General features: G+C 37.0%; 21 protein-coding genes. 17 read left to right on the top strand and 4 right to left on the bottom strand.

Going from position 1 to position 21,242, the window contains the following annotated elements:
* Positions 1 to 127 precede the first annotated feature (127 nt).
* The 10 genes from patD to HGD76_RS15955 all read left to right on the top strand — a co-directional run bounded on the left by patD (position 128) and on the right by HGD76_RS15955 (position 10,258).
* Positions 128 to 484: a heterocyst frequency control protein PatD gene (patD, locus tag HGD76_RS15910; protein WP_168696354.1), complete on the top strand. Its 357-nt coding sequence runs from the start codon at positions 128 to 130 to the stop codon at positions 482 to 484.
* A gap of 319 nt (positions 485 to 803) precedes the next feature.
* Positions 804 to 2,177, top strand: a complete 1,374-nt coding sequence (locus HGD76_RS15915; RefSeq protein ID WP_168696355.1) for a tetratricopeptide repeat protein — start codon at positions 804 to 806, stop codon at positions 2,175 to 2,177.
* Between the two features lie 284 nt (positions 2,178 to 2,461).
* Positions 2,462 to 3,709, top strand: a complete 1,248-nt coding sequence (locus tag HGD76_RS15920; protein WP_168696356.1) for a hypothetical protein — start codon at positions 2,462 to 2,464, stop codon at positions 3,707 to 3,709.
* A gap of 100 nt (positions 3,710 to 3,809) precedes the next feature.
* Positions 3,810 to 4,145 carry a thioredoxin gene (gene trxA, locus HGD76_RS15925; RefSeq protein WP_168696357.1) on the top strand — a complete coding sequence of 112 codons (336 nt, stop codon included), beginning with the start codon at positions 3,810 to 3,812 and terminating at the stop codon, positions 4,143 to 4,145.
* A 174-nt stretch (positions 4,146 to 4,319) separates the two neighbouring features.
* The gene (locus HGD76_RS15930) at positions 4,320 to 4,985 is read left to right on the top strand and encodes a nitroreductase family protein (protein ID WP_168696358.1); all 666 of its coding nucleotides are present in this window, start codon (positions 4,320 to 4,322) and stop codon (positions 4,983 to 4,985) included.
* A gap of 620 nt (positions 4,986 to 5,605) precedes the next feature.
* Positions 5,606 to 6,106 (top strand): DUF2231 domain-containing protein, encoded by a 501-nt coding sequence (locus tag HGD76_RS15935; protein ID WP_148761008.1) that lies wholly within the window; start codon positions 5,606 to 5,608, stop codon positions 6,104 to 6,106.
* Positions 6,103 to 6,714 (top strand): DUF2231 domain-containing protein, encoded by a 612-nt coding sequence (locus HGD76_RS15940; protein WP_168696359.1) that lies wholly within the window; start codon positions 6,103 to 6,105, stop codon positions 6,712 to 6,714. Before HGD76_RS15935 ends, HGD76_RS15940 begins: the two co-directional genes overlap by 4 nt.
* A gap of 140 nt (positions 6,715 to 6,854) precedes the next feature.
* Entirely contained in the window at positions 6,855 to 7,781 is a 927-nt protein-coding gene (locus tag HGD76_RS15945; protein ID WP_168696360.1) for a cytochrome c oxidase subunit II, read from the top strand.
* A gap of 80 nt (positions 7,782 to 7,861) precedes the next feature.
* On the top strand, positions 7,862 to 9,514 hold the full coding sequence (gene ctaD / locus HGD76_RS15950; RefSeq protein ID WP_168696361.1) for a cytochrome c oxidase subunit I: 1,653 nt from the start codon (positions 7,862 to 7,864) through the stop codon (positions 9,512 to 9,514).
* A gap of 138 nt (positions 9,515 to 9,652) precedes the next feature.
* Positions 9,653 to 10,258 carry a cytochrome c oxidase subunit 3 gene (locus HGD76_RS15955; protein WP_148761014.1) on the top strand — a complete coding sequence of 202 codons (606 nt, stop codon included), beginning with the start codon at positions 9,653 to 9,655 and terminating at the stop codon, positions 10,256 to 10,258.
* A gap of 63 nt (positions 10,259 to 10,321) precedes the next feature.
* Here HGD76_RS15955 and HGD76_RS15960 read toward each other — a convergent pair whose 3' ends face one another.
* On the bottom strand, positions 10,322 to 10,498 hold the full coding sequence (locus HGD76_RS15960; protein ID WP_168204346.1) for a hypothetical protein: 177 nt from the start codon (positions 10,496 to 10,498) through the stop codon (positions 10,322 to 10,324).
* Between the two features lie 761 nt (positions 10,499 to 11,259).
* Here HGD76_RS15960 and ccsB point away from each other — a divergent pair.
* Both ccsB and HGD76_RS15970 read left to right on the top strand, forming a co-directional pair.
* Positions 11,260 to 12,297, top strand: a complete 1,038-nt coding sequence (gene ccsB / locus HGD76_RS15965; protein WP_015081416.1) for a c-type cytochrome biogenesis protein CcsB — start codon at positions 11,260 to 11,262, stop codon at positions 12,295 to 12,297.
* A gap of 193 nt (positions 12,298 to 12,490) precedes the next feature.
* Positions 12,491 to 13,189 (top strand): sterol desaturase family protein, encoded by a 699-nt coding sequence (locus tag HGD76_RS15970; protein WP_233466894.1) that lies wholly within the window; start codon positions 12,491 to 12,493, stop codon positions 13,187 to 13,189.
* A gap of 21 nt (positions 13,190 to 13,210) precedes the next feature.
* Here the strand turns inward: HGD76_RS15970 and HGD76_RS15975 are convergent, their stop codons facing one another.
* A complete protein-coding gene (locus HGD76_RS15975; protein ID WP_168696363.1) occupies positions 13,211 to 13,723 on the bottom strand; it encodes a hypothetical protein in 513 nt (170 codons plus the stop codon).
* Positions 13,724 to 13,889: 166 nt separating this feature from the next.
* A complete protein-coding gene (locus HGD76_RS15980) occupies positions 13,890 to 14,639 on the bottom strand; it encodes an outer membrane protein (RefSeq protein ID WP_168696364.1) in 750 nt (249 codons plus the stop codon).
* A gap of 353 nt (positions 14,640 to 14,992) precedes the next feature.
* Here HGD76_RS15980 and HGD76_RS15985 point away from each other — a divergent pair, with 353 nt between their 5' ends.
* Positions 14,993 to 16,045, top strand: a complete 1,053-nt coding sequence (locus HGD76_RS15985; protein ID WP_168696365.1) for a LuxR C-terminal-related transcriptional regulator — start codon at positions 14,993 to 14,995, stop codon at positions 16,043 to 16,045.
* 11 nt (positions 16,046 to 16,056) lie between these two features.
* Here the strand turns inward: HGD76_RS15985 and HGD76_RS15990 are convergent, their stop codons facing one another.
* Entirely contained in the window at positions 16,057 to 16,227 is a 171-nt protein-coding gene (locus HGD76_RS15990) for a hypothetical protein (protein WP_168696366.1), read from the bottom strand.
* Positions 16,228 to 16,391: 164 nt separating this feature from the next.
* Between HGD76_RS15990 and HGD76_RS15995 the strand changes: the two genes are divergently transcribed.
* Genes HGD76_RS15995 through tilS form a run of 4 tightly spaced genes read left to right on the top strand, consistent with a single transcriptional unit; the run spans position 16,392 to position 21,238 of the window.
* Complete coding sequence (locus tag HGD76_RS15995; RefSeq protein ID WP_168696367.1) at positions 16,392 to 17,711, top strand: helix-turn-helix domain-containing protein; 1,320 nt, start codon at positions 16,392 to 16,394, stop codon at positions 17,709 to 17,711.
* Positions 17,704 to 19,203 carry an ABC transporter substrate-binding protein gene (locus HGD76_RS16000; RefSeq protein WP_168696368.1) on the top strand — a complete coding sequence of 500 codons (1,500 nt, stop codon included), beginning with the start codon at positions 17,704 to 17,706 and terminating at the stop codon, positions 19,201 to 19,203. Before HGD76_RS15995 ends, HGD76_RS16000 begins: the two co-directional genes overlap by 8 nt.
* 26 nt (positions 19,204 to 19,229) lie before the next feature.
* A complete protein-coding gene (locus HGD76_RS16005) occupies positions 19,230 to 20,240 on the top strand; it encodes a serine/threonine protein kinase (RefSeq protein WP_168696369.1) in 1,011 nt (336 codons plus the stop codon).
* A complete protein-coding gene (tilS, locus tag HGD76_RS16010) occupies positions 20,237 to 21,238 on the top strand; it encodes a tRNA lysidine(34) synthetase TilS (protein ID WP_168696370.1) in 1,002 nt (333 codons plus the stop codon). Before HGD76_RS16005 ends, tilS begins: the two co-directional genes overlap by 4 nt.
* Positions 21,239 to 21,242: the final 4 nt, after the last annotated feature.

The following is a 21,242-nucleotide window of genomic DNA, read 5'->3' on the forward strand; positions in this document are numbered from 1 at the left end:
AAACCTATTGACGGCAAATCAAGCCTCAAAGTAAGATTTGAGACTTGTGGTTTTGAACAGGAAGAAGGGAAAGTTTGGGGATATAAGAAAATTTTCTTGACATTAATACTATCTTAACTAGCAACAGATGTCTTTTAATTGTGATAAATATCAGGAATTGGCAACATTTCTAGATGAGTTTCGAGCTAATGTAACGGCAGGTAAACTTAATTTACAGAAATTAAAGCAGAATGTAGCCCAGTTGCAGGAATTTTTTGTGCAGCAAATTGTCCCGTTGGTTGATGCTAATTCGCGGGAGCAATCCTATAAAACGGAAATAAATAAGCAGTTACGACTCTTGGAAGTAGATATGATGTTTCTCCAAGGGGCAAAGCAATTAACAACATTACAAGCTAGGTTGAAAACTATTGAGGAGCGTATTGATACTCTGATTGGGTATTGTCAAGCTATTACCCAGCCTACGGAAGCGCAGGAATCAAAGTAGGAATTTGTTTCGCGCCATTAGTTACCTTATTTGTTTGGCTTCCACACCCGCCCAGAAATGAATTTCCGGGCTAATAGCTAAAGTTTACTAAAGTAAACTGAGGATTTAGACAATTCTTAGTCATCTTCAGATGACTTTTGCTATTAGACTGGGAATTAATTCCCAGGCGGGCTATGGGTTTTACGTTAAGTTGACACCAATGGTCTCACGCAGAGACGCTCCAGGCGCAAAGGAAGAGTTTTAGAGATGGAATTTTTGCCTCTTGATGGGGAATAATGAAATTATATACCTTGTCACAGTAGAGCAAATTTAAACCAATATGGACTGGACAACACCACTCAAGGCACAACAGACTGATTTTATTCAAAGACTTAAATCTGCTAAATTACTCCGTTGTGACGAAAAAGGCCAGCATAGTGAATTAACTGTCATTTCTGGTCAAAGATTAGACCAATTACGGGATTTTTGCTGGGACATGGTAAAAAAGTATAAACCAACCGACCCAAAAAATTACTTTATTAACAATATGAAGGGGAAGTTAGGTGAGGAAGTTGTTAAATCCCGTTTAGCTGATTTTGTCACGGAAGTTGACTATGAAAAGCGCGTTGGTGGTGATGGAAAAGTTGATTTTACCTTAACTTCTGACTCATCAATTGGTATTCAGGTTAAAGCCCGTAATGGCAATTTTGATAAAATTCAATGGTCAATTAGTCGAGAAGAAATTGAAAAAAATGCTGTTCTAGTTTGTATTTTAATTCAAGAGGAAGTTAGCGAAGCTCAGGCTGAATACAATCTGATTTTGGCGGGATTTTTACCAACAAATATGATTAAATTCGCTACTAGTAAAGCCTTGGTGGGAATAGATGAATTGCTTTATTCTGGAGGTTTACGCAGCTATTTAGAAAGTTTGACATCTTCTGAAGCTGACGAATATATGCGCTTGGGTTATGAGTGTCTTAAAAAAGAAGATTATCAAGATGCTTTTGGTTATTATACTCAAGTATTGCAACTGAAACCAAATAATGAAGATGCTTACTTCAACCGAGGAATTGTCCGTTCTGCTTTAGGAGATAAGCAGGGTGCAATTGATGATTACACTCAGGCTATCAATATTGATCCTAACTATGTAAATGCTTACTTAAACCGAGGTCTCGCCCATTATTATTTAGGAGATAATCAGGGTGCAATTGATGATTACACTCAGGCTATCAATATTGATCCTAACTATTTCAAAGCTTACTTAAACCGAGGAGTTATCCGTGATGATTTAGGAGATAAGCAGGGTGCAATTGAGGATTACACTCAGGCTATCAATATTGATCCCAATTATGTAAATGCTTACTTCAACCGAGGAATTGCCCGTTATCATTTAGGGGATAAGCAGGGTGCAATTGATGATTACACTGAGGCTATCAATATTGATCCCAATTATGTAAATGCTTACTTCAACCGAGGAGTTGCCCGTTTTGATTTAGGAGATAAGCAGGGTGAAATTGAGGATTACACTCAGGCTATCAAGATTGATCCTAACTTTGCCTTAGCTTACTTCAACCGAGGAAATGCCCATTCTGAATTAGGAGATAAGCAGGCTGCAATTAAAGATTTTCAAACAGCCGCAAATATATATAAAAAAGAAGGTAAAGAAACAGACTATCAAGATACTATAGAAAAAATCAGAAACATGACCAAATAATGAATATAAGTTAAGCAGGTAAAAAAGATCCCCGACTTCTTAATTAAATTTTTTGTAAATAATAAAGATCATTCAAAAAAGTCGGGGATCTAAATCCGTCGGTTTCATTTTCTTCTCTCTTCCTTCGCGCCTCTGCGCCTCTGCGTGAGCCAAAAATATTTAACTGACTCACCAAAGATAGAACTAACTACTTAATAAGTATATAAAACTTAACAAAAAAACTACCAAAGTAACCAGAAAATGGTAAATTAATTTCAGTTGTAACTATTCTGAATCCTGTTTATATGTTTACTCGAATCCGTCGGCTTTCAAATCGGTTTTTTAATAACTCTCGAACCGTCAACAACGAACCACTAAATAAAGTGAGTTTGATTGTCATTATTTTAGTTGATATTTTTATTTTAATTAATGTTTTTACGGGTTTAAATAATATTAGTGAATGGCATCTTAGTCCAACTCAAGCTTATCCATGTTATTCAGAATGGAATAGTTATAAAACACAAACTACGAAAAATAAAGATTATGAATTTCTGCGAAGTTCATTACCTTATGGTAACAATCAGCAAAGAATCCGGCAAACATATCAAGACGCGGAAATTGGACATTTAGGCAAAGTTTCGCCAATATGTTTGAACTACGGTGAATCTAAAGATAAACTGAATAATCCGCAAAATCAGAAAATTCTCACCACGATAAATCAGACGCAAGATAAAATTAGTCGTCTTGAACAAGCAAATGCTACTATTCGTCAGCAATATGATTCAACCTTATTAGAAAAAATTGCTGGTCAGTCTTCAGGTAATTCCATTAATCAGGTTCGGGCAGAAAAAGCCAAACAGGAATTAACACAAAATAGCCAGAAGATTTCTACCTTAAAACAGGAAATTGCTAATCTGCAAAATCAACTGCTGACAAAACCTGAAAGTATTAATTTTCTGTCTTTTATCAAAGATGAAACTAAATTTAATGAAGTTACCAAAGGTTATAAAGACGCATCATTTTGGTATCCCAGCATTCAATTAGTATTTCAGGCTATCTTTTTACTCCCGTTAATTCTTATTGCCTTATTAGTTAATAACTTCAGCCAACGCAGAGGCTATGGATTAATAGCATTAATTAGCTGGCATTTGCTAGTTATATTTATCATTCCCCTAATTCTAAAAGTATTTGAATTTCTGCAAGTTGGTGCAATATTCCAATTCTTCTTTAATATCATTAGTTTCTTCTTTGGTGGTTTAGTTTTCCTCATTAGTTACGCTTATATTTTGCTAATTCCCTTAGTTGGTTTTGGCATGATTAAATTCTTCCAAACCGTTGTCTTTAATCCCAAACTTCAAGCAGTTAACAGAATCCAAAAATCACGCTGTATTCGGTGTGCTAAAAAAATTCGTCCTCAAGATAGCCACTGTCCCCACTGTGGTTATTATCAATATGTTGAATGCCATAACTGTCATAACTTGACTTATAAAGAATTACCTTATTGTCATCATTGTGGTGCTGATCAAAATTCTGATACCGCAGGACAAAATTAACAATTCAAGAAACTTAGCAAAATTAAACTTATCAACATATTTTTACGCCTATTGATTAGATATTATTGAATTATTGACTTTAAATCTAGGCAGACAATTTATGTCATCAATTACCAATGTCACCGAAGCCACATTTAAGCAAGAAGTATTAGAAAGTACAACTCCTGTTTTAGTTGATTTTTGGGCCCCTTGGTGTGGTCCTTGTAAAATGCTGACTCCTGTAGTGGAAGAAGTAGCTGCGGAATACGAAGGACAGATAAAAGTAGTAAAACTAAATACTGATCAAAATCCCACCGTTGCTAGTCATTACGGAATTCGCAGTATTCCTACATTGATGGTGTTTAAAGGGGGACGACAAGTCAAAACAGTTGTTGGTGCTGTTCCTAAAATTACATTATCTGCTACCTTAGACAAGTATATTGCTGCAAAATCATAGTTAAAAACACTGGGAATTTCTGTAATAAATCTGCCTACGAAGGATTAAAACTCCGTATTTACCTCCTCCGTGCCTCCGCGCCTCTGCGTGAGAAAAAAAATTAATCAATAACCAACGAACTGCGTACAAAAAAGCGTTACCCTAAGCGGATAGGATAAAACAGAGGAGAATAGCGTGACTGCAAACACCCAAATCCCAGCATTAGACGTACCCAGCGCCATAGTACAACGTCGTTCCATCAAAACCTTCAAACCAGACCCCATCTCCCCAGAATTGCTCAAGCAACTGGTAGAATTAACCGTAGCTGCACCCAGTAGTTTTAACGTCCAATCGTGGAGAATCGTTTTAGTTGAAGACGAAGCTCAAAAAGCAGCGTTATGTGCTGCTTCTTGGAATCAAAAGCAAATTATCCAAGCGCCTGTTACCTTTGTTTTTGCTGCTGACGCTGCTGCGGGAGAAAAAGATATCACACCCATTTTAGAGCAAGGTGCAGCCACTGGGGCTTGGAATGAGGGGACAGTTAATTACTTTAGAGGTGCAATTCCCCAATTTCAAGAAAAGTTAGGAGACAAGCGCCGGGAATACGCCATTAAAGATGCCATGATAGCTGCTACAAATTTAGTGTTAGCAGCGGAAAGTTTGGGTTTATCCACCTGCTTTATGAATGGTTGGATTGAGGAACAGGTAAAAGCTATTATTGGGGCTGAGAATGATCCTGATATCGCTATTGCTGTTTTAGTACCTGTAGGTTATGCGGCTGAACCCCGGTTAAATCCCGGTCGTTTACCATTGTCGGTTAATGTTTCTGTGGATAGACTCGATAACCCCTATCAAGGTTAATTAGGGATTTGGGGATTTGGTGGGTATGAATGCAGATATCAGGTAAGTGAAATATATTTTTGTTTCGCGCAGAGGCGCTAAGGAGCAAAGACGCAAAGAAAAAATGTTGCACAGAATCATGAAATTCATTAATTCATCCGTCTTTATCTGCGTTTATCTGCGTTTATCTGCGTTCAATTATTCTTAAAATATTATTCTATCCAGCTTCATTTTCATCCTACCTACTATAAAAGTTATATATTTCGGTTTTTTAAATCACAAAGTGATAATTTTTTATTGTACATCAATAAACATAAAAATATTTGGTTTTGATTTAAAAATATTGTAATAGAGCCAAGATTAAAATCTGCTTTTGGCTCTGTAGATTAATTCTAGAAGTTCTGCTTTTAGTTTTTTTGACAATTCATAAAAATTTACGTCTAGTAAATTCAACTTCTCACAGTGATTTAGTTTAGCTACATCCATAATTACTGTTGTGACTATGAAGAAATCACTTGACGGTTATACATTGCAGCAAACTCACACCAGATTTATCAAATAATTTTTTGGTATCAGTGAGTGAGTATCTAGCAATTATTTAAGTTTGGCTAAGGAGTAGTAAATCAGTCTAGGAGAATTTAATGCTGGATTTTTTCACTTCATTGAATGAGCATAATTTACCATATCCAGATCCTTTACATCCTATCGTGGTTCACTTTGTAATTGCGATGGTGCTATTTTCTGTTTTTTGTGATTTCGCTGGTTATGTAACTGGTAAAACTACTTTGTTTGAGGTGAGTTGGTGGAATATGTGTATTGCCACTGTAGCTATTTTTGTGGCAATTATTTTTGGTCAATTTGAGGCTGGTTTAGCAAAACCCTACGAACTCGCTAAATCAGTTTTAAATATTCATACTCTCATCGGTTGGTCACTTTCAGGTATTATTGCCGCTATTACTGCTTGGCGTTATGTTTTGCGGAGTCGTGATCCGAAAAAACTCCCTTTTCATTATATAGCTGTGGCAGTTTTATTAACAGCCTTGGTTGGTTTTCAAGTATATCTTGGTGATGAACTGGTATGGGTGTATGGCTTACATACCGTACCTGTTGTGGAAGCGGTAAAGGATGGAATCTTGCCATGAACTCAGAATTATTAGACCAAATTAGTCACCAAATGGGTGCAAATGGTTTACCTTATGCCATTCCGATTCATCCTAATTTGGTACACCTCACATTAGGTTTATTCATCATTGCCATTATCTTTGATATTTTAGGTGTGTTCTTCCCTTTGGAAAAATGGCTATTCAATTTTTTGGGAATTAAGGTTGAACGTTCTCAATTATTTGATGTCGGTTGGTACAACATTTTTGCTGCATCTGTGATTACATTTTTCACAGTTGGTGCAGGTTTTTATGAAATGTTATTAGCAGCCCCACCAGCAGATATCAAAAGTCCCTGGGGAATGCTGGCAATGCCCACAATGATGTGGCACGGTGTGGGTGGTGTATTACTACTGGCTCTCATGGTGGGTATGACCTTTTGGAGAGGTTGGCAACGTTACGTTATCGGCAAATATGAAGAGAGAGAAGTGCAAATTTCTTATCTGGTTGTCGGTGTAATTATTATGTTGCTGATGTATTTTCATGGAACATTAGGAGCGCACTTAGCCGCAGATTTTGGTGTTCACAATACAGCCGATAAATTACTACGAGCAGGACAAGACATCAATCAGATATTTGGTAATAGGTAATGGGTAATTGGTGATTGGTAATTGGTAATTGGTAATTGGTGATTGGTGATTGGTGTAAAAATTCTTGTCTAACAATTCACAACTGACCATTAACAAATGACCACTGACCACTGACCACTGACAACTAACAACTGACCATTATGAAAATTCGGCACTTTCTCAACTTTTTGACCATTGTTACTGGGGCAGTTGCGGTAACTCTTACTAGTCTCTGGATTGGTAAACAGGCTTATTCTTGGCTTCCTCCCCAAGGGGCTGCTGAATCTCATCTGATTGATGATTTATTTAGCTTTTTGGTAACATTAGGATCTTTAATTTTCCTGGGAGTAACTGCTACTCTTTTCTATTCTATTTGTTTCCATCGGGCAAAAGCTACAGATTTAGGTGATGGGCCTCACATTGAAGGTAATGTAACTTTAGAAGTAATTTGGACAGCAATCCCAATTATGTTGGTGTTGTGGATTGCGGGTTATAGTTACCAAGTTTACGAAGAAATGGGTATCCAGGGACCATCTCACCAGATCCACTTACATAATCCGATGAAGATGGAAACTGCTGAAGCTGCGCCAGATGAGGCTTCAGAAGCCGCAGTAGCTGAGGATATAGAACATATTGATGTATCCGCTAAACAGTGGGCTTGGGTGTTTCATTACCCCCAAAGCAATGTTACCAGTACAGAATTGCATTTACCGAGCGATCGCCGTGTTCGTCTAAATCTGCATTCGGAAGATGTACTTCACGGCTTTTTTATCCCCGCTTTCCGTCTCAAACAAGACATTATTCCTGGTAACGACCTGGACTTTGAATTTACTCCCATTCGCCCCGGTGCGTATGATTTAACCGACTCTCAGTATAGCGGTACATACTTTGCCACCATGCGAGCCAAGGTCATTGTGGAATCACCTAGCAACTATCAGCAGTGGTTAAGCAAAGCTGCCAGTCAAACACCCAGCCCAGCCCCTAACCAAGCGGCTTCTGAATATGCCCTCAAAGTAGAAAACGGCATTGATAGCGGTTGGAAAACCGTTGAACCTGCTGCACCACCATTAGTCAATTTTCCCGGTTAATCAACTTTTTGCTTTTAGATTTAGCCATCAAAAATCTAAAATTGGCAATCCAAAATCCAAAATCTAAAATCTAAAATCGAATGACTAACATCCCCATTCATGTTGCTGGTGAATCACATCACCACGAACCGCCCCAAACTTGGAGAACATACTTCAGCTTTAGTACCGACCATAAAGTTATCGGTATCCAATACCTCGTTACTTCCTTTATCTTCTTTCTCGTTGGCGGTATCTTCGCCATGATTCTGCGGGGAGAACTCATCACCCCTGAAGCTGATTTAATAGACCGCACAGTCTACAACGGAATGTTCACCATGCACGGAACAGTCATGCTGTTTCTGTGGACATTTCCCTCTCTCGTTGGTATGGCTAATTACCTCGTTCCCTTGATGATTGGGGCGCGAGATATGGCATTCCCCCGCTTGAACGCTGTCGCTTTTTGGATGGTTCCCGTGGTGGGAATTCTCCTCATGGCCAGCTTCTTCGTTCCTGGTGGACCTGCTCAATCTGGTTGGTGGGCATATCCCCCCGTCAGTACCCAAAACCCCACGGGAAACTTGATTAACGGTCAAGTTCTGTGGTTATTAGCGGTGGCTATTTCCGGTGTCTCTTCCATTATGGGTGCGGTGAATTTTGTCACCACCATTGTGAAAATGCGAGCGCCGGGAATGGGTTTCTTTAGAATGCCTCTCTTTGTTTGGGCAGTATTCAGCGCCCAAATTATCCAATTATTTGGACTGCCAGCTTTAACCGCCGGGGCGGTCATGCTACTTCTTGATATTACAGTGGGAACTGCCTTTTTTGATCCTACTAAAGGCGGAAATCCGGTGATGTTCCAGCATTATTTCTGGTTCTATTCTCACCCTGCGGTATATGTCATCATTTTGCCTATCTTCGGGATTTTCTCGGAAATCTTTCCCGTTTATTCCCGCAAACCTTTATTTGGTTATAAAGTCGTTGCCATTTCTTCGATGTTAATCGCTGTAGTTAGCGGCATTGTTTGGGTACACCATATGTATGTGAGTGGTACTCCTGGTTGGCTACGGTTATTTTTCATGGTGACAACCATGTTTGTATCTATTCCCACAGGGATTAAGGTATTTGCTTGGGTGGCAACTATTTGGGGTGGGAAAATTCGCTTAACTACACCCATGTTATTTGCTTTGGGTGGTTTGGTAATGTTTGTATTTGCTGGGATTACAGGAATTATGCTTTCTTCTGTTCCAGTGGATGTTCATGTTAACAATACCTATTTTGTTGTTGGTCATTTCCATTATGTTCTCTATGGAACTGTAACTATGGGAATGTATGCAGCTATCTATCATTGGTTTCCCAAAATGACGGGCAGAATGTTCCACGAAGGTTGGGGCAAAATCCATTTTTGGTTAGCATTTATCGGCACAAATTTAAATTTCTTACCCATGCACCCCTTAGGTTTGCAAGGAATGTTACGCCGCGCTGCTTCTTATGCACCTGAATTAGTTGGTTGGAATATTGTTGCTAGTTTGGGTTCTTTTCTGTTAGGAATGTCTACTCTTCCTTTCATCTTCAATATGTTGATTTCTTGGATGGATGGAGAAAAAGCTTCTGCTAATCCTTGGAGAGCAATTGGTTTGGAATGGACTGTTTCTTCTCCTCCTCCTGTTGAGAATTTTGAGGAAATTCCGATTGTCACTTGCGAACCTTATGGTTATGGTAAGTCTGAATTAATTGCATCTTCTGAACATGAGTAATTTGAGAATTTAGGGATTACAGAGATTTTTATCTATCTTTGCGCCTTTGCTCCTTTGTAACTTTGCGCGAAATAAATTTTTCTGTAAACCATTCCCTATTTTCTTATTTTTCTAATCTCCTATTTCTTCATTAAAATCATGGATAGTTCTATTTCTTCAGAAGAGTTACAGTCTCACCACAGTCATGAACACGAACATGATGAAGAAGGCAATAAAATGTTTGGTTTTATTGTTTTTCTGTTATCGGAAAGTGTCATTTTCTTGAGTTTCTTTGCTGGCTATATTATCTACAAAACTTCTGCTGTAAATTGGTTGCCGGCTGGTGTTTCTGGTTTGGAAATAAAAGAACCTAGCATTAATACTGTGGTTTTAGTTGCTAGTAGTTTTGTGATTTATTTTGCAGAAAAAGCTCTGGAAAGACATGATTTAAGGACTTATCGGCTGTTGTTATTTTTAACAATGGCTATGGGTGGTTATTTCCTCTATGGCCAAGCGGTGGAATGGAGTCAACTTGAATTTGGCTTTACTTCTGGTACTTTCGGAGGAATGTTTTATCTATTAACTGGTTTTCACGGTTTGCACGTTTTTACGGGTATTCTGTTACAGTTAATTGTCTTGTTGCGTTCTTTCATTCCTGGTAACTTTGATAATGGCCATTTTGGGATAAATGCCACTTCTTTGTTTTGGCACTTTGTTGATGTTATCTGGATTGTTTTGTTTCTACTTATCTACCTTTGGCAGTAAGGATATTTTAGTAGCAAAAAAATCAATAAATTATGTAGGGGTAAAGCAAGAGCTTCATTGGTGTCAAATTAACGGTACAGCCCCCCAAATTTGTTCTCTGATTTGTTGTGTTTCTCGATGTCGTTTCCTGATAGCTTTGACTAAACCAAATAATTTTGCTCGTTGGACTAAATAGGTGACGATATCGGGATTCTCACCCCTTTCTACGGATTTAGCTACATAATATAAGTAGGTGAACACAATAAAACCAATCTGTGTAAAGAAAAGTAAAATCGCTCAAACCCTATTCACTCTTGCCTCTGGTACTGAGCGAAGTCGAAGTATTGCCTCTTGCCTAGTGCCATAACGACGATTTACAATGCTAACCTACTTAGACTTCTAAAAACCATTTCTACTGATATTTTTTCTTTTGGCTGACCTAAAGCAACCCCTACACACCTGCTAAACCCCTACACATCTGGATATTTAACTAAATATCTGGGCGCTTTGACACTCTCAGGGAAGACAGCCACTGAGATTCTACTGACAGAATTAAATTAAGAGTTTAGCTCAATCTAATCTCGCTGCGACCGTCAAACGCCGCCTAAACGCTCAAAACAACTGCCAATCAAGGTGTCGAAATTGCGCTTACTTTTATGGTTTTCAGTGTTTTTAGAATCCATCACTAAGCCAAGACGCGGTACGCTCCACAACCTGCCATTACTCGCTCTTTCAAGTCAATACTGCCGTTAGGACTTAAACCTAACCGTTGCTTCATAGGAGCCGGAATTTCTCCGTACTAGGATGCTTCAACACGTAGATGTTTTTTGTTCTTACTCACAATTTAATTCTAACATACCACAGGGATTAAAATCCCTCGTGCCGTTTCCCTCTCAGGTCTAAAGACGCGCTCGTTTCCCACTTACCGCGAGGTCTTATGAATTATGAAGGTTAATCTTGCCAATGACTAATCTCCAAAACCAGTTAGGATCAAGGAAATCGGAATTTGGAGAGAAGTGTTTATGAATCTGGTTGTACTCCAGAACTGGCTAGATAATGCCTCTTTTGCTGTCTTATTCTGTACGATGTTGGTTTATTGGGTGGGGGCGGCTTTTCCGAGTTTATCGGTGACAGCGGCTTTGGGAACAGCCGGTATGGCGATCGCTAATTTGTGTATGGCGACTTTATTAGGGGCAAGATGGATCGAAGCGGGTTATTTTCCCCTGAGTAATCTCTACGAGTCTTTATTTTTCCTGACTTGGGGAATTACCGCTGTCCATTTAATTGCCGAAAATAGTAGTCGTAGCCGGTTGGTGGGTGTTGTGACTGCACCTGTGGCGATGTGCATTGCTGCTTTTGCTACTCTAACTTTACCATCAAATATGCAGGTATCAGAGCCTTTAGTTCCGGCTTTGAAATCTAATTGGCTGATGATGCACGTCAGTGTCATGATGTTGAGTTATTCCGCTTTGATGGTGGGTGCATTGTTAGCGATCGCATTTTTAATTGTTACTCGCGGCCAAAATATCCAATTACAAGGTAGTTCCTTTGGTAATGGCGGTTATCGGAGTAATGGCTATAAACTACTTAAAGCTGGTGAGTTAGTTACATCTACACCCTCTGCGGAAACTAATGGCTTTTCTCGCGTTGAAAGTAATAACAACGGAACTGGAACTGCGGTTTTGGATTTAGTCACAACCACTCCTATTCAAACCACTGAAATTCTTTCACCTCAACGCCTCAACTTAGCTGAAACCCTCGATAATATCAGCTATCGCATCATTGGTTTGGGATTTCCTCTCCTGACAATTGGGATTATTGCCGGTGGTGTTTGGGCTAATGAAGCCTGGGGTTCTTACTGGAGTTGGGACCCTAAGGAAACTTGGGCGTTAATTACTTGGTTAGTTTTTGCCGCTTATCTGCACTCTAGAATAACTCGCGGTTGGCAAGGTAGAAAACCTGCAATTTTAGCCGCTGCTGGTTTTGTTGTGGTTTGGATTTGTTATCTTGGTGTGAATCTTTTGGGCAAGGGTTTACATTCTTACGGTTGGTTTTTGTAAGTTCATTTTCCCCCTTTTCTTTTGAGAGGGGGGTTTCGCGCAAAGACGCTAAGGAGCAAAGGCGCAAAGAAAGAACTATAATAATTCATGTTGTTTTATAAATACATAACCAGCCCTTATGCTCCCCAATTTGACGCAATTTGGTATCTCCAGTTTGTTTATGTTTTTCGTTCTTTCGACACGATACCTGATTGTGTCTTCGCTGCTTTATTGGTTACTTTGGGTTCGTCGTCCCCAGTCTTGGGAAGTTCGTCGTCTTCATGATCTGGATAGACGGAAGAGTAAAATGAAAAGCGAAATCAAATGGTCTCTCTTTTCCTGTCTTATTTTTGCTTTACCCAGTGCTTTTATCATGGAAATGATCGCATTAGGACAAACAAAAGTTTATATAAATCCTATCCAATATGGCTGGGTTTATTTGCCAGTAAGTCTGTTTATATATTTGTTTATCCACGATACTTATTTTTATTGGACTCATCGCTGGTTACATATTCCTAGCATATATCGTCGCTTTCATAAAGTGCATCACGAATCTATTAACCCTACTCCCTGGACTTCTTTTTCTTTTGATCCAGTTGAGAGTATGATGACGGCAATTATTATTCCTATTTTGGTTTTTATTATTCCCATTCACATTAGTATGATCCTTTTATTGCTAACATTAATGACCATATTTGGCGTTGTCAATCATACAGGTTATGAGGTTTATCCCCGTTCCTGGATGCGTGGTTTTTGGGGGAAAAATTGGATTACTCCAACTCACCATACTCTTCATCATCACAAGTTTAATTGTAATTATGGTCTTTATTTTCGGTTTTGGGATCAGTTGATGAATACAGATGTGATGGTGAAAACGCCATTTATTCTGAAGAAAAATAGAAGTAATAACTAATGTGGTATTGTGGTTGAATTTTTATTCAATAAATTCTACATCAACAGATGAACACTGTTCTAAATAATCACAAGTAACAGCTACTAATGAACCATCAGGCTGAGTTGAAAATACAAAATTATCAGCAGCATAAGTAGGGTGTGAAATAGACGTTCCAGCATAAACAGGATTATATCCTAATAAAACCAATCCCTGTGATGAAGACATCAGTTTCATTCCTTGATCTATAGTCGCTTTCTTTCTTATCTCAGGATCAAAGTAACTAACTCTTAAATCTCCGTAATACCCTCTCATAATTAGATAACCTTTATAAACAGTTCCATTGACACTATATGTTAATTTCCATGAGCCATAAAGAGGGTAACTAGCTTCTGTTATTTGAGCAATTGTGAATGCTGAAGATGGAGTATTCTGTGTAGAATCGGTCGTAAAAGGTGCTTTTATGAAAGCGTTTTTAGCCTCTACCGATTTCATCCCAAATAACCCCATTCCTATAACTGAAACCAAGACAGAAATAGTCTGCTTTAAATTCATATCCTTGATACCTCATTTTTTTAGCAAACATGGAATCAACCGATCTGTACGTGTAGTTTATTATTTCTTTGTTGTGTAATATAAAAATATTTATGCAAAGAATTCGATTAATGAAAGCAAGTTTGTAGGGTGAATCTGAATCCACCCCACAATATGCAATTAACGATTAAAAACCTTGCCGATAACCAATACTCAACGCTGGAGAATTGAATGAACCAAACTTCAGATCCTCCTTACTGGTATAACCGCCTATACCAAGGTATTTCAATTCAACGAAAGCATTGCCTTTTTTGGCGACTTCATATTGAACACCTACTTTTCCTTGATAGGCAAAAGATGTACCACTACTAATTTCGAACTTTTCTCCTCCAAACTTAATATCAGGACTAATCACACCAAAGCCTATACCAGCACCAACGTAGGGACGAAGTTTAGATTTGGTTGAGATATCATAGTAGCCATTGACAAGAAAAGTAGTTTGATTGACATTACCAGTTAATTTACTTTCATTACCAAAAGTATCACTGACTTTATCAGCACCTGGAGAACGAAAACTAACTTCTGCTTCAGCACGAGCATTTTTCCACTGATAACCCCCAGCAGCAGTTAACTGAAAACCAGAATTTAACTTTAACTTGTTATCATCATCTACCTTGACATTATTTGGAAAAATAGCACCAAGACTTCCACTTGCATACCAGTAATTACTTGCAGGCTGTTTAGAACCAGTAAAACCAATCAGAGGCTCGTTATTCTGAGCTACTAAATTAGATGATTTGGACTCCTTACTAGTAGGTAAAAAAGAACTATTTGGCATCAAATCGGCAGCTTTTGTAGAAACTTCCTCAGCTTGAGCAGAGGTAGTGAATAAAGTAGCGAATACAGCAAATACAGAAAGGCACAGATTTTTATTCATGATGTAGGTAAACCTTAATTTTCAACCTGAAAAACGAAATTATTTTGAGTTAGAGACTGTGTAAAAGTGACCTTAGCTGCGATACCAGTAAAGTCTGTCCAGAATTTAACTGGCTGTGGTTATAAAAGCATTTCTTTCCCCCCAACTATGTCACAAAATTTGATATTGCTATTCAGTGACATATCTATCAAGCATAAATGTGACATATTTACTTACAGATGTCAACCCCATAACAGAGATTTAAATTTTCAGATCACTTACCTAACTATCACCCTTGCCTAAGTGATAATAATCACAGAGCATAATTGATGTTAAATTACTGTAAAATAGTCACAATCGTGAATATATAACTGATGCAATTAAAATCAAGGATGAATCAACAAGAGTTTGAGCGCGTATTCTATAACCTCACAGAAAACCGCAAAAACGTATTGCAAAAAATACTTTCAGGTGACACAGATACGGACATAGCCGAAGCGATGAACATTACAGAAGCATCCGTGAGAAAGTATGTGGAAAGAATATGTTACGAATTTGGACTGAATAATGAACCTGCTGATAGTCGTCGTTACAAACGCTCAGACTTGGTTGGATTGTTTGCTAAATATAAACCAGAGTTATTAACTGATAGTCAATCTAAATGGACAAAAGAACTAGCAAAAACACAAGATGAAGATCATGAAGATATTACTAAATCTATCTTGTATTTACTATCAGTTCATAAACCCGTTCCAGAAGAATTAAAAAAGGTGCTAAGACGCATGAATTTCAGTGAAAAAGAAAAAAAAGAAATTGCTAAATCTCTAAATCAATTAGGACATGAAAGCTACCTGAGTAATGATTTTATAATTGCTGCATCTTATCTAGAATTAGCAGTGGCATTAAATAAAAATCATGGTTCTGCTCACTATAATCTAGGGGCAACTTACGAAAAGTTAGATAATTTAGATGATGCTTGTCATCATTATCAGATTGCAATTAAATATCAAAACCGCGCTGCTGATGCTGCTATTAATAATTTAGCTCGGTTGCAAATTCTCCAAGGAAATAGTGCAGATGCTGTGAAAATTATTGAACCAATTTTGTCAAAGGTGAAAGATGACACAGTTAAAGTTTCATTACACAAAAATCTTGCTTGGGCATATTTTCAGCAAAATTCTTATGAACAAGCACACCAACATTTACTTATTTGTCTGGAATTAGAAAACAATTATGCCCCAGCTTATTGCTTATTGGCACAAGTCCAAGCAGCACAAGGAAATCGGCAAGCTTCTAGAGAATCATGGCGAAATTTTATAGAATTTTATACCCATGATCAAGAACTTAAAAAAGCCCATTGTAAATTACCAGAATTAGAAATTTGTAAGTTGGAAGCGATGAGAATTATTAATTCTCCAGACAAATAATATTCGCTCAATTAATTAGGAGGAACTAGAGGATCATCATCCTCATCTCCTTGATGAATCTGTGTAAACCAAATATTTTGCCCTTGCAGTGATTGTATTGATATTACCTGCAAAATATTATACTGTCTGTTGACATTAGCAACTTCTGACAGTGAAATTACTGAATTATCTTGATAAGCCATAACAACCTCTTTTTTGTCCTTACACAATCGAGTATCTCAATATTAGATGTAACTGTAAATACAATTAACTAATCAGTATTTAGCTAATAAAGACTAATAAAACTAATAAAGTTATGGCAAATTAAGATACAATCCAGAACAGGATATCAGGAGAGAACTAGACCATGGATACAAAACAGATAATTAGAGGATTAAAGGATTGGGTAAAGCGTGAAAAAGGCATAGATTTTCATTTAAATGCTTGTCAAGAAGCGATTTTAGAATATTCTTTGCAAAATATCGCCTATGCCAATATGGATAATCTCGGTTATGCTGTTGACACTATCAAAAACAATACGGGTCCTGATTTATTCAAATACCTCAGTCAAGTTACAGATAGGAAAGTTAGCAAAAAGAATTGCTTCTTAACTCTCCCACGACTTTTAGAACATCCTGGTACTGAGGAAGACACAGAAAACAATTTATTACGGATAGATTTACGGGAAGCACCAGTTCCTAAAGATTTCTATGGCCGTGTAGAAGAATTATCTAAGTTAGAAACATGGATAGTTAAAGAACACTGTCCTTTGGTGGGGGTTTTTGGTATGGGTGGGATTGGGAAAACACCACTATTAAGAAAGTTTGTGGATAAAGTTAAAGATAAATTTGATTATATTATCTGGAAGAAGCTTGAATATTCCCCTTTTTTAGAAGATTTTTTAACTCATATAGAATCATATTTTCCAGCTAATAATTTAGAAAAAAATCCCCATAAAAAAAATATATCTCAGAGAATTCTTAGCCTAATTTCTTTCTTAAATCAACATCGGTGCTTACTGATTTTTGATAATTGGGAAAAACTAATGGTAACTGATGAAATATCAGAAGATCAGCAAAAAATAAACTATTCTAATTATGGCAAATTTTTAGAATCCGTTGCAACATTAGAACATCAAAGTTGCGTAGTATTTGTCAGTTTACAAACACATCAACAAATGGATATTGCGGATAAATCCAGAGTTAGAAGATTAACATTAACTGGTTTAAATAATCAAGATTCTCAATACATATTGAAGAATTTTAAATTGTCAGAAAAGGGACGAGAAAGACTTATTAAACAATATCAAGGACATCCATCAGCTTTAGAATTTGCTGCTCAACATATTCAAAATAATTATAATGGTGAAATTGATGACTTTCTCAAAGGAACATTTTTTATTCATGATGTCATAACTGATTTATTTGATAAACATATTTCTGGTTTATCAAATATAGAACTCAATATCGTGCGAAAATTAGTTTATGAAACAGAACCAATGTCACTTCCTGAAATTTATCAATTATTTCCCTCTATTTCTCAAGCAAAAATTGGTCAAGCCATAGATAAATTATGTACAGATGGGTTAATTGCAAGGGATGATAGCCAAAGATTACCAACTTTTTGTATTGTGCATCCTTTACTTATTAAATATATTAAAAGACGTTTCCCTAAAAAAGATGACTAAAATGACAAATCTTTCCAGAAAAATCCGTAAATATCCAATTTTGGCTAAATGGTTATTTTTAATAATCTTGATACTTAGTTTTTCTTTCTGGGTATATTTGATTTTTAATCCGCAATTATTGATAAATATTTTTTCTCAAAATTGGTGTAAAGATTTTGAGTTAAATGACAATTTATCTTGTGGAGAAGAAAGTCTCTTTACAAAAAATAAATTTCCATTGTTTCAACAAGGTAACTTTAAAAAAGCTGTTGATTTTTTTACTGAACAGAGACTTAATAATCAAAATAATCCAGAAATTTTAATCTACCTCAACAATGCCAAATTGATGCAACAAGGCAAAAAAAGTTACACTATTGCTATTGTTATTCCTATTAATCAGGATGCTAGAGGTATAGCAGAAGCCTTGTTAAGAGGTGCAGCACAATTTCAAGAAGATTTCAACAAAGATCCTAAAAATCCAGGTTTAAAAATTCTGGTTGTTAACGATGAAAATAAACCTGACACAGTTGATAAATTAGCTGAACATCTGCTTTCTAAAAATGATGTAATCGCAGTCATTGGACATTATACATCTGAAGTAACTAAAGCAGCTTTACCTGTTTATCAAAAGAACAAAGTTGTTGTTATTGCTCCTGCTACGGCTGCTAGAAAAAGTCTTTTTTCCGGTAAGAAAGTTTTACCAAACTTCTTATTTCGGACTATCCCCAGTGTGAAACTTCAGATTCCTAAATTAATTGAGCAATTGCAATTATCACAATTAGCTATTAAAGAAAAAGTAGCTGTTTTTTACAATCCAAACAGCACTTTTAGTCAATCTGCTTTTGAAGAATTTCGTAACCAATTAGGTGCAAGTAAGATAATTGAACAAGATATATCTATATCTAAATTTATGCCCCGTAAAATCTTAAATGAAGTTAAGCAGCAAGGGGCAAAAGCACTGATTCTCATTCCTGATGGTAAAGTTAATCATTATAGTTTTAAAAATACTTTAAACCTGATAGATGTCAATGAAGATCAACTGCCAATGGCAGGATACTCGACTCTATATGATGAGACTATACTCTATAAACAGAATGTCAAAAAACTTTTAATAGTCGTTCCTTGGCATCCTTTATCTAGTCCTAATAAAGAGATGATTCAAAGAGCTAAACAACTTTGGGGAACTGCTAACATAGGTGTTCAAACCGGAATATCTTATGATGCTACTTTGGTTTTGACAAAAGCTCTAGAAAAAGTATCTATATCTGCTAGTTTGCCAAACCAAAGATTGGCTATACAGCAGCAATTAAACAATATAAAACAGGTAACAGGAGGAGCTTCAGGAACTATCTCTTTTGATAATGATGGAGATATGATAGAAAACACTTCTCAAATAGTTCGTGTTATCCCTACTAAATGTGCCATATCTGGGGCAATATTTGTCCCAATGAACTATGATTTGACAAAATTAGATTGTCAACAAATGATCAAGAATTCTAAAATAAATAAGTAGTTGATTAACCCAAAAGAGAGAAAGCTATGATTGAACCTGGAGATATTATCCATAATCGTTATCATGTTCTGCAAGAATTAGGAGATGGTGGTTTTGGTAAAACTTTTGAAGTAGAAGATACGTTCATGAATGATCATAAAGTCATTAAAATTTTAACCCAATCAAGTGATAAAGTCTTGGGACTTTTTAAACAAGAGTTTAATGTATTACAACAATTAAATAATCCGGGAATTCCCCGCGTAGAAGTGGATGCTTACATTAAATTTAAATGTCCTCACACCCCGGAAGCTTTACATGGTTTAGTCATGGAGAAAATTGCTGGACAGGATTTGGGTAAATGGTTGGAACAAAATTACAAAATTCCTAATAGCCAACAAGCTATCGAATGGCTAGAACAATTGACCCTGATCCTATCTCATGTTCATAGTCAGAATTATTTACATCGGGATATTAAGCCAAATAACATAATGTTAAAACCTGATGGTCAATTAGTATTAATTGATTTTGGTATTGTTAAAGAATTTATCCAAAAAACTCAAAAGCAAACTATTCCGGCTACAATGGTGGGATCATTAGGCTATTGTTCACCAGAGCAAGAAGCTGGCAAAGAGGTAGATTATACATCTGATTTTTTCTCCTTAGGGCGGACATTTCTGCACTTACTCACAGGAACTTATCCTGGATACGATAACTTTCAAAGAGATAGACAAACCGGAAAGTTATTATGGCAAGATAAAGCCCCAGAAATTTCTGAAGAATTTAAAGATTTAATTGATTATTTAATGGAGCATGATCCAAAAAATAGACCACAAAATACACAAAAAATTTTGCGGTTAATCCAAAAAATTAAAGCTGGTCAAAAACAAGTTATCCTCCCTATCCCAATTGTTTTCTTCAGCTTTGCTCTCAATTTTGTTTTTCTGACTTTACTAGCTATGGAAGTTACATTAGGTATAGGCTTGAAAGTTCTCTTCGTCGTTGTTCTATGTGTGATTGGCGGGTTTCTCTTTTTACCTTTGATTAAATATCTATTATGACATGGACACCCCTCCACGCCCAAATACATCGGACTATCCGCGCCCGTAATCTATTTGAGCGCAATCAAAAGCTATTAGTCGCAGTATCGGGTGGACAAGATTCCCTATGCTTAATTAAATTACTATTAGATCTACAACCCAAATGGGGATGGAATCTAGCCATAGCCCATTGTGATCATTGTTGGCGTGAAGACTCCCAAGCTAATGCTCACCACGTCGCCAATTTAGCGAAAACTTGGCACACACCTTTCTATTTAGAAACAGCTAATCAACCTGTTAACAGTGAAGCCACAGCCAGAAATTGGCGATATCAGGCTTTAACAAAAATTGCCCAGTCTTATAACTATCAATATATTATTACCGGACATACTGCCAGCGATCGCGCAGAAACTTTACTATACAATTTAATGCGTGGTACTGGTGCTGATGGTTTACAAGCTTTAACTTGGCAACGTCCCCTAACTGACAATATCATGTTAGTGCGTCCATTATTAGAAGTTAACCGTTCCCAAACAGAGCAATTTTGTCAAGAGTTTAATTTGCCAATTTGGGAAGATTCCACCAATCAAAATTTACAATATGCGCGAAACCGCATTCGTCAAGAATTAATCCCCTATTTAAAAGCGAATTTCAATCCCCAAGTAGAAGCAAATTTAGCGCAAACAGCCGAACTTCTACAAGCAGAGGTAGAGTATTTGGAACAAACAGCCCATCAGTTGCGGCTAGAAGCCTCAGTACAGGGCGAGAAAGGTAATTTAAAGGTAAACCGCTGTTTATTAAAAAAAGTACCCCTAGCTTTACAACGTCGGGTCATGCGTCAGCTACTTCAAGAAATACTTCCTGATGCCCCTAATTTTGAACACATTGAAAAAATCACAGCCTTAATCACAGCCCCCAATCGTTCCCGAACAGATCCTTTTCCTGGAGATTGGACAGCAATAGTCCAAGGTGACTGGATTTATATATACTCAAAACAGTTGGGACATGGACTTTTGTAAAATC

This window comes from Dolichospermum flos-aquae CCAP 1403/13F, from assembly GCF_012516395.1.
GTDB classification, from domain to species: Bacteria; Cyanobacteriota; Cyanobacteriia; order Cyanobacteriales; family Nostocaceae; genus Dolichospermum; species Dolichospermum lemmermannii.

Coding starts and splice junctions, on each gene's coding strand:
- patD (WP_168696354.1), top strand. CDS start 128: ATGTCTTTTAATTGTGATAAATATCAGGAATTGGCAACATTTCTAGAT.
- HGD76_RS15915 (WP_168696355.1), top strand. CDS start 804: ATGGACTGGACAACACCACTCAAGGCACAACAGACTGATTTTATTCAA.
- HGD76_RS15920 (WP_168696356.1), top strand. CDS start 2,462: ATGTTTACTCGAATCCGTCGGCTTTCAAATCGGTTTTTTAATAACTCT.
- trxA (WP_168696357.1), top strand. CDS start 3,810: ATGTCATCAATTACCAATGTCACCGAAGCCACATTTAAGCAAGAAGTA.
- HGD76_RS15935 (WP_148761008.1), top strand. CDS start 5,606: ATGCTGGATTTTTTCACTTCATTGAATGAGCATAATTTACCATATCCA.
- HGD76_RS15940 (WP_168696359.1), top strand. CDS start 6,103: ATGAACTCAGAATTATTAGACCAAATTAGTCACCAAATGGGTGCAAAT.
- HGD76_RS15945 (WP_168696360.1), top strand. CDS start 6,855: ATGAAAATTCGGCACTTTCTCAACTTTTTGACCATTGTTACTGGGGCA.
- ctaD (WP_168696361.1), top strand. CDS start 7,862: ATGACTAACATCCCCATTCATGTTGCTGGTGAATCACATCACCACGAA.
- HGD76_RS15955 (WP_148761014.1), top strand. CDS start 9,653: ATGGATAGTTCTATTTCTTCAGAAGAGTTACAGTCTCACCACAGTCAT.
- ccsB (WP_015081416.1), top strand. CDS start 11,260: ATGAATCTGGTTGTACTCCAGAACTGGCTAGATAATGCCTCTTTTGCT.
- HGD76_RS15975 (WP_168696363.1), bottom strand. CDS start 13,723: ATGAATTTAAAGCAGACTATTTCTGTCTTGGTTTCAGTTATAGGAATG.
- HGD76_RS15980 (WP_168696364.1), bottom strand. CDS start 14,639: ATGAATAAAAATCTGTGCCTTTCTGTATTTGCTGTATTCGCTACTTTA.
- HGD76_RS15985 (WP_168696365.1), top strand. CDS start 14,993: ATGCAATTAAAATCAAGGATGAATCAACAAGAGTTTGAGCGCGTATTC.
- HGD76_RS15990 (WP_168696366.1), bottom strand. CDS start 16,227: ATGGCTTATCAAGATAATTCAGTAATTTCACTGTCAGAAGTTGCTAAT.
- HGD76_RS15995 (WP_168696367.1), top strand. CDS start 16,392: ATGGATACAAAACAGATAATTAGAGGATTAAAGGATTGGGTAAAGCGT.
- HGD76_RS16000 (WP_168696368.1), top strand. CDS start 17,704: ATGACTAAAATGACAAATCTTTCCAGAAAAATCCGTAAATATCCAATT.
- HGD76_RS16005 (WP_168696369.1), top strand. CDS start 19,230: ATGATTGAACCTGGAGATATTATCCATAATCGTTATCATGTTCTGCAA.
- tilS (WP_168696370.1), top strand. CDS start 20,237: ATGACATGGACACCCCTCCACGCCCAAATACATCGGACTATCCGCGCC.